This is a genomic window from Gordonia sp. NPDC003425, from assembly GCF_053588635.1.
The window spans coordinates 72,098-84,412 of sequence record NZ_JBSFQI010000003.1 but is presented as its reverse complement, the minus strand read 5'-3'; the positions used below and the strand labels follow the sequence as shown (position 1 = coordinate 84,412).

At 65.6% G+C, this 12,315-nt stretch carries 12 protein-coding genes; 7 read left to right on the top strand and 5 right to left on the bottom strand.

Going from position 1 to position 12,315, the window contains the following annotated elements; all coding sequences use genetic code 11:
- The first annotated feature begins 4 nt into the window (after positions 1–4).
- Together ACWDTD_RS05210 and ACWDTD_RS05205 are read left to right on the top strand one after the other, a co-directional pair.
- Entirely contained in the window at positions 5–835 is an 831-nt protein-coding gene (locus tag ACWDTD_RS05210; protein WP_449746011.1) for a carbohydrate ABC transporter permease, read from the top strand.
- Between the two features lie 4 nt (positions 836–839).
- The gene (locus tag ACWDTD_RS05205; RefSeq protein WP_449746010.1) at positions 840–2,018 is read left to right on the top strand and encodes an ABC transporter ATP-binding protein; all 1,179 of its coding nucleotides are present in this window, start codon (positions 840–842) and stop codon (positions 2,016–2,018) included.
- Positions 2,019–2,051: 33 nt separating this feature from the next.
- Here the strand turns inward: ACWDTD_RS05205 and ACWDTD_RS05200 are convergent, their stop codons facing one another.
- Both ACWDTD_RS05200 and ACWDTD_RS05195 read right to left on the bottom strand, forming a co-directional pair.
- Positions 2,052–2,909 (bottom strand): chromosome partitioning protein ParB, encoded by an 858-nt coding sequence (locus tag ACWDTD_RS05200; RefSeq protein WP_449746009.1) that lies wholly within the window; start codon positions 2,907–2,909, stop codon positions 2,052–2,054.
- Complete coding sequence (locus tag ACWDTD_RS05195; protein WP_449746008.1) at positions 2,899–3,585, bottom strand: metallophosphoesterase family protein; 687 nt, start codon at positions 3,583–3,585, stop codon at positions 2,899–2,901. Before ACWDTD_RS05195 ends, ACWDTD_RS05200 begins: the two co-directional genes overlap by 11 nt.
- Before the next feature lie 333 nt (positions 3,586–3,918).
- Between ACWDTD_RS05195 and ACWDTD_RS05190 the strand changes: the two genes are divergently transcribed.
- Positions 3,919–5,658: a purine-cytosine permease family protein gene (locus tag ACWDTD_RS05190; RefSeq protein ID WP_449746007.1), complete on the top strand. Its 1,740-nt coding sequence runs from the start codon at positions 3,919–3,921 to the stop codon at positions 5,656–5,658.
- A 119-nt stretch (positions 5,659–5,777) separates the two neighbouring features.
- Here ACWDTD_RS05190 and ACWDTD_RS05185 read toward each other — a convergent pair whose 3' ends face one another.
- Positions 5,778–6,842: a substrate-binding domain-containing protein gene (locus ACWDTD_RS05185; protein ID WP_449746006.1), complete on the bottom strand. Its 1,065-nt coding sequence runs from the start codon at positions 6,840–6,842 to the stop codon at positions 5,778–5,780.
- A gap of 184 nt (positions 6,843–7,026) precedes the next feature.
- On the opposite strand from ACWDTD_RS05185, the gene ACWDTD_RS05180 reads away from it, so the two are divergent.
- Positions 7,027–7,473: a MarR family winged helix-turn-helix transcriptional regulator gene (locus ACWDTD_RS05180; protein WP_449746005.1), complete on the top strand. Its 447-nt coding sequence runs from the start codon at positions 7,027–7,029 to the stop codon at positions 7,471–7,473.
- A gap of 629 nt (positions 7,474–8,102) precedes the next feature.
- Here the strand turns inward: ACWDTD_RS05180 and fmdA are convergent.
- Positions 8,103–9,356, bottom strand: coding sequence for a formamidase (gene fmdA / locus ACWDTD_RS05175; protein WP_449746004.1), 1,254 nt, complete (start codon positions 9,354–9,356; stop codon positions 8,103–8,105).
- Between the two features lie 163 nt (positions 9,357–9,519).
- On the opposite strand from fmdA, the gene ACWDTD_RS05170 reads away from it, so the two are divergent.
- A complete protein-coding gene (locus ACWDTD_RS05170; protein ID WP_449746003.1) occupies positions 9,520–9,807 on the top strand; it encodes a zinc ribbon domain-containing protein in 288 nt (95 codons plus the stop codon).
- A 23-nt stretch (positions 9,808–9,830) separates the two neighbouring features.
- The gene (locus ACWDTD_RS05165; protein WP_449746002.1) at positions 9,831–10,406 is read left to right on the top strand and encodes a suppressor of fused domain protein; all 576 of its coding nucleotides are present in this window, start codon (positions 9,831–9,833) and stop codon (positions 10,404–10,406) included.
- Positions 10,407–10,453: 47 nt separating this feature from the next.
- On the opposite strand, the gene ACWDTD_RS05160 is transcribed toward ACWDTD_RS05165, so the two are convergent.
- Positions 10,454–11,536, bottom strand: coding sequence for a magnesium and cobalt transport protein CorA (locus ACWDTD_RS05160; RefSeq protein ID WP_449746228.1), 1,083 nt, complete (start codon positions 11,534–11,536; stop codon positions 10,454–10,456).
- Between the two features lie 101 nt (positions 11,537–11,637).
- Here ACWDTD_RS05160 and ACWDTD_RS05155 point away from each other — a divergent pair, with 101 nt between their 5' ends.
- Positions 11,638–12,258, top strand: a complete 621-nt coding sequence (locus ACWDTD_RS05155; RefSeq protein ID WP_449746001.1) for a MarC family protein — start codon at positions 11,638–11,640, stop codon at positions 12,256–12,258.
- Positions 12,259–12,315: the final 57 nt, after the last annotated feature.

Sequence of the window (12,315 nt, the reverse complement as noted above, 5' to 3'; positions counted from 1 at the left end):
CGTCGTGCGCACCACCGCCAAATCCAAGTTCTGGTGGACGATCGCGAACGTCGTCGTCGTCCTCTACGCGCTCATTCCGCTGTTGTGGATCATCAGCTTGTCGTTCAAGCCGCCGTCGAGCGTGACCGACGGGAATTTCATCCCGAAGGAGTGGACGCTTTCGAACTACTCGGGCATCTTCGACACCAGCGCCTTCACCAGCGCCTTGCGCAACTCCATCGGCATCGGGCTGATCACCACGCTCATCGCGGTCACGCTGGGCACGATGGCCGCCTACGCGGTGGCGCGCCTGGACTTTCCGGGCAAGAAGGCACTCATCGGTGCTGCACTGCTGATCGCGATGTTCCCTCAGATCTCGCTGGTGACACCGCTGTTCAACATCGAGCGGCGTCTGGGCATCTTCGACACCTGGATCGGCCTGATCCTGCCGTACATCACTTTCGCGCTGCCGCTGGCGATCTACACGCTCTCGGCCTTCTTCCGGGAGATCCCGTGGGAGCTGGAGAAGGCGGCGAAGATGGACGGCGCCACACCGTCGCAGGCGTTCCGCAAGGTGATCGTGCCGCTGGCGGCACCCGGCGTGGTGACCGCGGCCATCCTGGTGTTCATCTTCGCCTGGAACGACCTGTTGCTCGCATTGTCGCTGACGTCCACCGAACGAGCGATCACCGCACCCGTGGCGATCGCGAACTTCACCGGCAGTTCCCAGTTCGAGGAACCCACCGGATCGATCGCCGCCGCCGCGGTGGTGATCACCATCCCGATCATCATCTTTGTCTTGTTCTTCCAACGTCGAATCGTGGCCGGGCTGACCTCCGGCGCGGTGAAGGGATAGTCCCATGGCAGACATCGTGCTCGACCACGTCACCAAACAGTTCCCGGACGGCACCACCGCGGTGCACGACTTCAACCTGGAGATCGCCGACGGCGAGTTCATCATCCTCGTCGGTCCGTCGGGTTGCGGAAAGTCCACGGCGCTCAACATGATCGCGGGCCTCGAGGACATCAGCTCCGGCGAACTCCGCATCGGCGGCGAGCGGGTCAACGAACGCGCGCCCAAAGACCGCGACATCGCGATGGTGTTCCAGAGTTATGCGCTCTACCCGCACATGAGTGTGCGTGAGAACATCGCGTTCCCGCTGACGCTGGCGAAGCTGTCGAAGGCGGAGATCGCGGAGAAGGTCGATGAGGCGGCCAAGATCCTCGACCTGGGACCGTACCTGGATCGCAAGCCCTCCAACCTCTCCGGCGGCCAGCGTCAGCGTGTCGCGATGGGGCGTGCGATCGTGCGTCACCCCAAGGCGTTCCTGATGGACGAGCCGTTGTCGAACCTCGACGCCAAGCTGCGCGTGCAGATGCGCGCGGAGATCTCACGCCTGCAGAGCAGACTGAACACCACCACCGTGTACGTGACGCACGATCAGACCGAGGCGATGACGCTCGGCGATCGTGTGGTGGTGATGCGCAGCGGCTACATCCAGCAGGTGGGCAGCCCGCAGGAGCTCTACTCCGATCCGGTCAACGTGTTCGTCGCCGGGTTCATCGGCAGCCCGGCGATGAATTTCTTGCCCGGCAAACTCACCGCGGACTCGATCGACACCCCGATCGGCACCCTGACGCTGACCGACCACAGCGAGATCGCCGCCGCCGCAAAGGAAGCGGGCTCCACCGGAGAGGTGCTCATCGGCATTCGGCCCGAGCAACTCGAGGATGCCGCCTTGGTGGAGTCGTCGGTGCGTTCGGGTGGCGCCACGTTCAGCACCACCGTCGACGTTCTCGAATCGATGGGTTCGGACAAGTTCGCGTACTTCACGCTCGATTCCGGCGGTGCGTCCAACGACGCTCTGGCCGAGTTGTCGGCCGATGCGGGAACCGATTTCGGCACCGGCGAGATGGTGGCGCGGCTGTCCCCGGAATCGACGGCGTCGCGTGGTTCGCAGCTCGAACTGTTCTACGAGCCCTCGCGCGTGCTCGTGTTCGATCAGCAGTCGGGAGCGTCGCTGCGCCGTCGCCACTGACCGGCCGCGGGGCGGCGGGCGCGCGGGTGTGCGCTACCGCCTGCGGCGACGAGGGGTGTCGCGCAGTTCGTGGATGATGTTGTCGTCCCATATGTGTTTGCGGACCAGGCGATACCGTTCGCCGGCCAGCCACATGTAGAGTTCGGCGTCACTCTCGATCTCGGGGCGCACCTCGGCCCGCCGTGCCATCCGGACCACCGGCAGGAACTCCTCACCGAACCAGCGGCGCGCCACCTCCGAGCGACCGAGGTAGTCACCGACCTCCTGGGTGAGCCGGAATCCCCACGCCTCCACCGCTTCGGCGAGTTCGGCGTAGTCGAAGGGATCGCTGAGCCGGATCGCATCGGCCTGCGAACCCACCAGCGGCACGCGAGCCAGGAACAGCCGGCGATGATCCTTGAGAACCAGGTCGGAGGGCGCATTGATGTCGTCGGGCGAAATGCGCGTGTGGATCTCGGTCACATATGCGTCGATCGTGTGCAGATGGCGTGCGATCGCGATGGAGACCCGATGGTGTCCGTCGACGACGAAGTGCATCGAGCCGATTCGGTACAACTGCACGGGGGGTAGTGATGCGCCCCGGCGCTGTGCGGCAGCGAGTCGTTGCCAACGTTCGCGGATACGGGACGACGTCGGCCGGAAGTACTTGTCGAAATCCTTGGTGCGGTCGACGCTTCCGACGATGGAGGCGACCTCCACCTGCTGCAACCCGAGTGCGGTCTCACCGGTGCGGCCGAGCGCGGCCACCACCTCGTCGAACGGGAGGATGGTGTTGACGTCGTTGGGCGCTCGGGTGAACCAGTGTGTCAGGCGGGCGAGTTCGGCCTGGCGTCGCATACGCGCGAAGTCGTTTTGTGCGTCCGCGTCCGGGAATCCGGTGTCACGCGCCATATCGTCGTCTCACGATGGTGAAATCCTGGCTGCCGGGCTCGATGTCGAACTGACAATAGCCCACCACGTTCATCGAGATGGTGTGGTCGCCGATCATTCGGTCCGGTGGTCGGCTGCCGTGCGGGTGGATGTGTCCGTGTACCAGCAGCGCCGGGTCGAGGGCGTCGACGAGACCGTGATAGCAGGCGAAGCCGCGGTGTGGGCCGTCGGTGTCGTCGCCGATGCCGCGTGCGGGGCTGTGCGTGAGCAGGATGTCGGGCCGGATGTGTCGTAAACCGGTGGCCACGCGCAGTTTCGTGCTCCGGCAACGTTGAGCCACCTCGGTGTACTGGTTGGGGCCACCGTTGTAGCGGACGCTGCCGCCCAGTCCGGCGATGCGCAGTCCGGCGACGGTCACCGTGCGGGCGTCGGCATTGATCGCTCCCCGCGGGCCCGGGTCGCCCGCGGGCAGACCGGCCATGGTCCAGCCGCTGCGGCCGCGTCGGTATCCGCGGAGATCCCGGTCATGGTTGCCGGGCACATAGACGCACGGGGCGTCGTAAAGTGCTGCGAGGGTTTCCAGGTAATCGAACGGGAGATCGCCCGCACCCAGGATGAGCTCGGGCCGTCCCTCGATTCCGATGCCGAAGGCGAGCGTGTCGACCACCTCGTCGGCCACCGCGAGTACCCGCACCATTTCTCCAGGCTATCGCGGTTCGGTGCGGGCATTCGTGTCCGGTTTCGTGGGCATGCTGACGTCGGAGGCGGCGGAAACGGACGCCGCACCATCGGGTTTACCATCTCTTTAACGTGAGGTCCGATATTCGTTCTGGCGCAACGATTTCGAAAAACTGGATCGGTGTGTAAACGCGTTGTGTCGCACCCGTAACGTTCCATTTGGAGTAGTGCCATATGGAAGTAACCGTGTTAGCTTTCCCCTGACTCGGGCAAATCCGGTCACAGCCCCCGTCTGCACAGGTCGTCGGTGCCCTGGTGACGGCCAGATTCGTACAGAACGGAAAGAGTTCCCATGACCTCATCCGAACAGCCAGTCGGCGAGATCCAGGTCCACCCGACGCCATCGCCGCCGGGTACCAGCCCCTACCAGCGGTTTGTCAATTGGGCCTCGCAGGACACCATCGAGGATTACTCACTGCGATACGCGCCCAAATCGTTCCGCAAATGGTCGCCCATGGCGTGTTCTGTCGCGGCACTCGGCGGCATCGCGTACCTCGCGGACTATTCGATCGGGGCGTCGATCGCGGTGGCGCACGGATCGGCCAGTGCGATCGTGGCCATCCTGGTTGCGGCCGTGACGATCTTCCTGACCGGCATCCCCATCGCCTACTACGCAGCCAAGTACAACATCGACATGGATCTGCTGACCCGGGGCGCCGGCTTCGGCTACTTCGGATCGACCCTCACCAGCCTCATCTACGCCAGTTTCTGCTTCATCTTCTTCGCCCTCGAGGGATCGATCATGGCGCAGGCGATGTTGCGTGCGTTCCACATCCCGCTCCCGGTGGGATACATCATCGGATCACTCATCATCATCCCGCTGGTGCTGTACGGGATGACGGCACTGGCGAAGTTCCAGGTGTGGACGCAACCGTTGTGGCTGATCCTGTTCATCCTGCCCATCGTCTTCATCGCCGTCGCCGACCCGGAGGGATTCAACGGATTCCTGACGTGGGCGGGCGACGGTGGCAGTTCCCGGGTCACGGCCATCGGGGTGGGTGCCGGTGCGGGCGTGGCGCTCTCGCTGATCGCGCAGATCGGCGAACAGGTCGATTATCTGCGATTCATGCCCGAGAAGTCCGAGACGAGCCCGGTGCGTTGGTGGACCGCGGTGCTCGCGGCAGGCCCGGGATGGGTGATTCTCGGTGCGGCCAAACAGATCTGCGGTGTGTTCCTGTGCTTCTACGTCGCCGGCAAGGTCGGCTTCACCGCGGCCACCGAGCCGATCGAGCAGTTCCTCGGGGGGTTCGGCTCGGTGATCCACAACGACGCCGTCGCACTGGCGCTCGCCACCTTGATGGTTCTGTTGTCGCAGGTCAAGATCAACGTGACCAACGCCTATTCCGGGTCGCTGTCGTGGTCGAACTTCTTCAGCCGTGTGCTGCATGTGCACCCGGGTCGCGTGGTCTATCTCGGCCTGCACATCGCGATCGCGCTGGCGTTGATGCTGAGCAACATGTTCGCCGTTCTCAACACCATCCTCGGCTTCTACTCGAACGTGGCGATCGCCTGGATCGGCGCGATCGTCGCCGACCTCGTGATCAACAAGCCGCTGCTGAAGCTGAGTCCGTCCTACGTGGAGTTCAAGCGCGCCTACCTGTACTCGATCAATCCGGTCGGATTCTTCTCGATGCTGGCCGGTTCGGTGCTCTCGATCATGGCGTTCTACAACATGTTCGGCGATTTCATGGCGGCCTGGTCGCCGTACCTTGCACTGGCCGTCTCGTTCATCCTGTCACCGCTGATCTGTATCGGCACCAAGGGTAAGTACTATCTCGCCCGACCCAACCCGATCCGTGAGGAGATCGAGGAGGAACCGGCCTACGCGGCCCAAACCCTGCTCGACGTGGTGGACCAGAAGCGTTACGAACTGCCGGACATGGTGCACGACTGCCCGTTCCATCACGGTCCCGTGTCGTCACTGACGTGCACTCTCACCAAGGATTGCCACGACATGTGCAAGAAACCGGGATACACCGAAACCGTGAGTCCCGAGGAACTGAAGTCGCAGATCTCGCCCGCGATGACCTGATCAGACGAAGGCGGCCGATACCGCCGCGTCGGGAAGCCCCGATGCGGCGGTATCGCTGTGGCGGGTGGGTCTGATCGTGCCGCGACGACGTTTTCGGCCCTCGCCGGGGTGGTCGACTTCTACGCACCGAGTTCGGTGATCACCTGGAACTCCATGTCGTGGGCGTCGGCCAGGAAGACCGGCTGGTGGGTGTGGCTGCCGCGCATCTCCACTGCGCCGCGTGGACCGGAGTAGGTGACGCCGGGAGCAGCGCGACGAATCGCCTCGGTGTCGAGATCGCGCGCGGCACGCGCCAGGGACGACAGCAACATCAGGCCCTCGTAGCAGGACTCTCCGATGTTGTTGAGGGCCGGCGCCGCCGAGCCGAACCGCGCGGTGTAGCGACCGCCGAAGTCGAGGCTCGCCGCGGTGGGGATGCTCTCGAAATAGCCGCAGGCGGTGAACAATCCGCGTGTGCTCTCGGGGCCGCTCGCACACAGCACGTCCTCGCCGACCATCATCGACAATCTGATGTGTCGCTCGTCGAGGTGGGCGGCGGCAAATGCGCGGTTGAACGCGGCGTTGTCGGCACCCACCATCAGCACCAGCACACCGTCGGCGTCGCTACGCGAGATCAGTTCGAGCATGGGGGAGAAGTCGCGGCCACCGAGGGGGACGAATGCGTCGCCGGCGAATTCCATTGCCTCCGAATGCAGAAACGACCGGGTGACGGCCGCGGTTCGTCGCGGCCAGACGTAGTCGTTACCCACCACGCACCAGCGACGCACCCCCCGATGCTCACGCAGCCACCGCATCGCCGGAAACAGTTGCTGCTCGGGGGTTTCACCCACCATATAGATACCGTCGTTACTCTCGCCGCCCTCGTAGAAGGTGGTGTAGACGTACGGGACGCGGCCCGCGGTATGGGGGGTGATCACGTTGCGCGCGTTGGACAGATGCCAGCCGACCACTCCGTCGACGAGTCGCTGGTCGATCAGCCGATCCATCGTCGCCGACAGCACCGGCAAGGGCGCGCCCGCGTCGATGAGGTGTAAGCGGACCGGACGATCCAGGATGCCGCCGCTCGCGTTGATGTCGGCGAGGGCGAGCTCGGCACTGGCCTCGCACGAGGGACCGAACATTCCTGCCGGCCCGCTCGTCGGCACCACCAGCGCGATATCGACGGTCGAGCGGTTCGTCGACATGCGCGACCGGTGATCGGCAGCATGCGATGAGGGTACGGCGTCGACGCCTCGAGAAGGATGATGCGGGAATTCGACCACGGCGGGAACTTTCGGCGCGAGTGCAGTGTTCGACGTTGAGCTACGGTACCGTATGTCGCCTGTTGCCGCACCGGGTCGGGGCGCTGGGCAGTATGCTGGAGGCATCATGGACCATTCCACCGCCGCCCGTGCCGCCGCCGTCGAGGAGCTCTCGCGCGTGCTCGCCGCGACGTCCGCGCAATTCGACCACGCGGTCGCGGCCGATCTGGACGGTCTCACGCCGACGCAGTGGCATGTGCTCTCGGCACTCGAAGGTGGTGTGGGCGAACCGATGTCGGCGCTCGCGGCGATCACCCTGCTGCCCGGACCAAGCCTCACCCGGCTGATCGACGGCATGATCGACGACAATCTGGTGCTTCGTAAAGTCGACGAGACCGACCGTCGTCGAGTGCTGGTGTTCGTCACACGGCGCGGCGCCGCGCTGTGCTCCCGCATCCGCGCGAAAGTGGGCCGCTCGCAGGGGGTTGCCGATCTGATCGCCGATCCGGACGGTCCCGCGGCCCGGCTCGTCGCGCTGATCGCGGAGCTCTCGCCCGCGGACTCGATGCGCTGACGCGACCCACCCCGCTGGTCGAGCACCCCCGTTGGTTGAGCGTCGCTTCGCTGGTTGAGCCTGTCGAAACCACCCCCGCTGGTCGAGCGTCGCTTCGCTGGTTGAGCCTGTCGAAACCACCCCCGCTGGTCGAGCGTCGCTTCGCTGGTTGAGCTTGTCGAAACCACCTCGCTGGTCGAGCGTCGCTTCGCTGGTTGAGCCTGTCGAAACCACCCCGCCGGTCGAGCACCCCCCGCTGGTTGAGCGGCGCTTCGTTGGTTGAGCGTCGTTTCGCTGGTTGAGCCTGTCGAAACCACCTCGCTGGTCGAGCGTCGCTTCGCTGGTTGAGCGTCGTTTCGCTGGTTGAGCCTGTCGAAACCACCCCGTTGGTCGAGCGCCCCCCGCTGGTCGAGCGCCCCCCGCTGGTTGAGCCTGTCGAAACCATCGGGCACGCTCGACGAGGATCTGGGCACGCTCGACGGGCTGAATCCGCCACGGGGATGTGGGCACGCTCGACGGGGATGTGGGCACGCTCGACGGGGATTTGGACACGCTCGACGGGGATTTGGACACGCTCGACTCGGATCTGGGCACGCTCGACGGGGATCCGGGCACGCTCGACTCGGATCCGGGCACGCTCGACCGGGAGGTCAGAAGCTGGCGTGCGGTGCACCCATGCCGGGATCGATCTGCACCGGACCGGCCGCTGACGGCGCCACCGGAAAATCGAAGATGGCGGTCGGAATGTACACGGTGGCACAGGAATTGGGGATGTCCACCACGCCGGACAGGCGCCCTTCGATCGGCGCCGAGCCCAACAGGAGGTACGCCTGCTCGGGGCTGTAGCCGAACTTGGTGAGGTAGTCGATGGCGTGCAGGCAGGCGCGCTGATACGAGAGGTCGGAGTCGAGGTAGCGCTGTTCGCCGTCGAGCGTCACCGAAGTGCCCGAGAAGGCGATCCACTCCGAGTACTGCGGATCGGTGTTGCCGGGCATGAAGATCGCGTTCTCATGGACACCGTAGGTGTCCATGCCGCCCTTGATGAGGTCGACGTGGAGATCCATGAAGCCACCCATCTCGATGGCCCCGCAGAAGGTGATCTCGCCGTCGCCCTGCGAGAAGTGCAGGTCACCGAACGACAGCTTGGCCCCCGGAACGAACACCGGATAGAACACCCGCGTGCCCTTGGTGAGGTTCTTGATGTCCTGATTGCCGCCGTTCTCGCGTGGGGGAGCGGTGCGAGCCGCCTCGCCGGCCACCCGGGTGAAGTCGTCGCCGGTCAGCGAGCCGAGTATCGCGCTGTCGGGCAGCGGGGGCAGTGCCAGTGGCGGCACGCGATCGGGATCGGTGGCGATCAACGCGCCCTCGCGGGCGTTCCAGGTGGCCAGCAGATCGGCCGACGGGGCGGTGCCCATCAGGCCCGGGTGCACGATCCCGGTGTACTTCACATGCGGCACGTGCCGGCTGGTGGCACTCTGGCCGGCGAAATCCCAGACGGCCTTGTAGGCGTCGGGGAACTGCTCGGTGAGGAATCCGCCGCCATTCTGCCTCGCGAAGATGCCCGTGTAGCCCCATCCCTGACCGGCCAGTGGCCCCGAATCCTCCTGCGGGATGGGTCCGACGTCGAGGATGTCGACGATCAGCAGGTCACCGGGTTCGGCGCCCTCGATCGCGAACGGACCCGACAGGCAGTGCACTCCGGCCAGCGGCGCATTGAGGATGTCGTCGGCCGAATCGTCGTTGTGGATGGCTCCGTCGAACCATTCGCGGCAATGCGCGCGGAAGGTGTCACCCGGCTTCACCGTCACCGCCGCGGGGATGTCCGGGTGCCAGCGGTTGTGTCCGACGAGCTGCTGCTCGGTGAACGGCTTGGACGAGTCGAGGGGGAAGAGTAGTTCGGGCATGACAGATCTCCTCGGGCACGAAGGACACATTAGTTTCGTATGGAATTATTCGACATCGACGATATCGCGATTGTCGCTCGTTCGCGTTAATTACGTATGACGTTGTGGGCGAACGATGATTGAGTGGTGGTGTGTGGATTGCCGATGGGGTTAGTCTCCCTTCGTGCCGACCTACGTGTTCCGTTGTCCCGACTCGTGTGGCGATGTCGAAGAGCTCTTTTCGATGGCCGCGGTACCCGACGACGTGCCTTGTCCGACGTGCGGGTCGTCGGCACGCCGCACGATCGCCGCGCCCGTGCTGGGGGTCGGCAACAGCGCGGCCATGCGAGCACACGATGCCACCCGCGCCACCGCGGATGCGCCGGCCGTGGTGTCGGCTCTGCCGGGTCGCCGCGGCCGAGGAACCCCGGTCACCACCAATCCGCTGCATCGCCGACTGCCCCGACCCTGATGCGGGCCACTACGGTGGACATCGTGAGTCCTTCGGTCACCGACGCCATCAGCAGTCATCTCGCGCAGGTATTCGGGACCGCGCCGCAGCGCGCATCGGTGACGTTTCTGGGTGTGGAACCGATCGAGGTCGCGCGATTCACCTCCGGTTCCGAGGTGATCTACGTGACCGTGGGATGCGCCCGGCACCCGATGGCCGACCCCACCGACCTCAACCCCGATCCGGTACGCGGCCCGCGCGCAGAACTCGTGGTACGGATGCATGCGGGCGCACCGCTGCCCGGCCTGCACCGCCGGATGGCCACCATCGCCGCCGCGCCGGCGGTGGAGGGACTGATCCTGGCGCCGGACGCACTGCTCGATCTCGGTGAACCATTGTGGGACGGCGCACCTTTCACTGCATTCGTCACCGCCGCAGACGATCTGGGTGCGATGGCGCTCGACGAGCCACTGGAACCGGTACAGTTCCTGCGGGCCGTGCCGGTCACCGCCAACGAGGCGGCATGGATGCGGCTCAAGGGGATCGAGGCGTTGCGCGAGGCGTGGGCCGAAGCGGGTATCGACATCGCCGACCCGGCGCGCTCACCGGCCACCATGTGACCGCAACGCCGAGAACCGCCGTCGGGCAGTGACCGCAACCGGCACGGTCACAGCCAATTGGACCGACGGAAGACCACCCACAGCCCGCCGCAGACGATCAGCAGCGCGAGCGAGATCAGACCGAAGCCCTGCCGGTCGTGCATACCGGGCAGGATGTCGAAGTTCATGCCATAGAGGCCGGCCACCATGGTGGGCACCGCACCGATCGCCACCCACGCCGAGATCTTGCGCATGTCGCTGTTCTGCTGGATGCTCACCTTCGCCGCCGCCGCGTCGATGAGCGAACTGAGCACCTCGTCGTATTCGATGACCCGATCGATCACGGTGGTGAGGTGATCGGCCACGTCACGGAAGTGACGCCGAATCTCTTTGGGCACCATGGCATTCTGTGCGGCCAGTCGCGACATCGGACCCGAGAGCGGGGTCACTGCCCGGCGGAGTTCGAGCACCTCGCGTTTGAGCAGGTACACCGGTTCGATGTTGAGCCAGCGGTCCTTTCCGCCGAAGACCGACGACTCGGTTGCCACGATGTCGACCTCCATCCGCTCGGTCACTCCCACGTAGCTGTCCACGACGAGGTCGGCGATGGCGTGCAGCACCGCCGTCGGTCCCAGCGACAGGCGTTCGGGCCGGGCCTCGAGACGGCGACGCAGCCCCGAGAGATGAGTGTGGTCGCCGTGCCGGACGGTGATCACGAAGTCGCTGCCGGTGAAGACCATGATCTCGCCGGTCTCGACCACCTCGCTGGCCTTCTCCATCGACTCGTGTTCCACGTACTTCACGGTGCGCAGCACCAGGAACTGCATGTCGTCGTAGATCTCCAGCTTGGGGCGCTGGTGGGCGTGCACCGCGTCCTCGACAACGAGTTCGTGCAGGCCGAACACGTTGGCCACGCCGGTCATCTGCTCGTCGTCGGGGGCGTGCAGGCCGAGCCAGACAAACCCCTCACCGGTCTCGCGTACCTGCGCCAGCGCCTCGGGGTAGGTCAGCCGGCCGTGCTGGCGGATGCCGTCGACGTACACCGCGCAGTCGACGACGGCCCGGGCCGCGGGCACCGGGATGCGCGGGAGCGGTTTGCGTTCGCGCGGGAAGGGACGCAGTCCCCGCCCACCCGGACCGAGGTGGGGCATCGAGGGCACGTGGTGATGCTACTCCGCGCGATGGGACGCGGCCGCGCGCCATCGTGGCCGCATCACCGGGCCAGACCGCCGCCGCAACTTATGATCGGCGGGTGTCTTTCGACGTCACGGTGTACACGACGACCCTGATCACGCTGCTGGTGATCATGGATCCGCCCGGACAGATCCCGCTGTTCCTCAGCCTGGTGGGTCATCGGTCACCCGAGTACCGCCGGCGCGCCGCGTGGCAGGCGCCGCTGGTGAGTCTGCTGGTGATCACCATCTTCGCCATCGGCGGAAAGGCGATTCTCACCTACCTGCACATCGGCATCCCCGCGCTGCAGGGTGCCGGTGGTCTGCTGTTGCTGCTGGTGGCGCTCCAACTGCTCACCGGCCTGGGCAATGTGGGGTCACCGCAGGCCGCCGACGACGTCAACGTCGCCCTGGTGCCGCTGGGTACACCGCTGCTGGCCGGTCCGGGAGCGATCGCGGCGGTGATCGTCCAGGTGAGCGCGGTCAAGGGTGATGCCGGTGGCTATCTCGCGATCGCCGCCGCCATCATCAGCGTGCACATCGTGGTGGCGGTGGTGCTGCGCTACTCGACATTTCTCATCCGCGTCCTCGGGACCGGTGGCATCACGCTGCTCGCCAAGATCGCAGGCCTGCTGCTGGCGGCGATTGCGGTACAGCTGATCGCCGACTCGGTGACCGGATTCGTCAACGCGGCCGGGTGAATGCGGCCGGCCCGGACATGGCCGTCGGGCCGCGATCGAGACCCGAGGGCACACGCT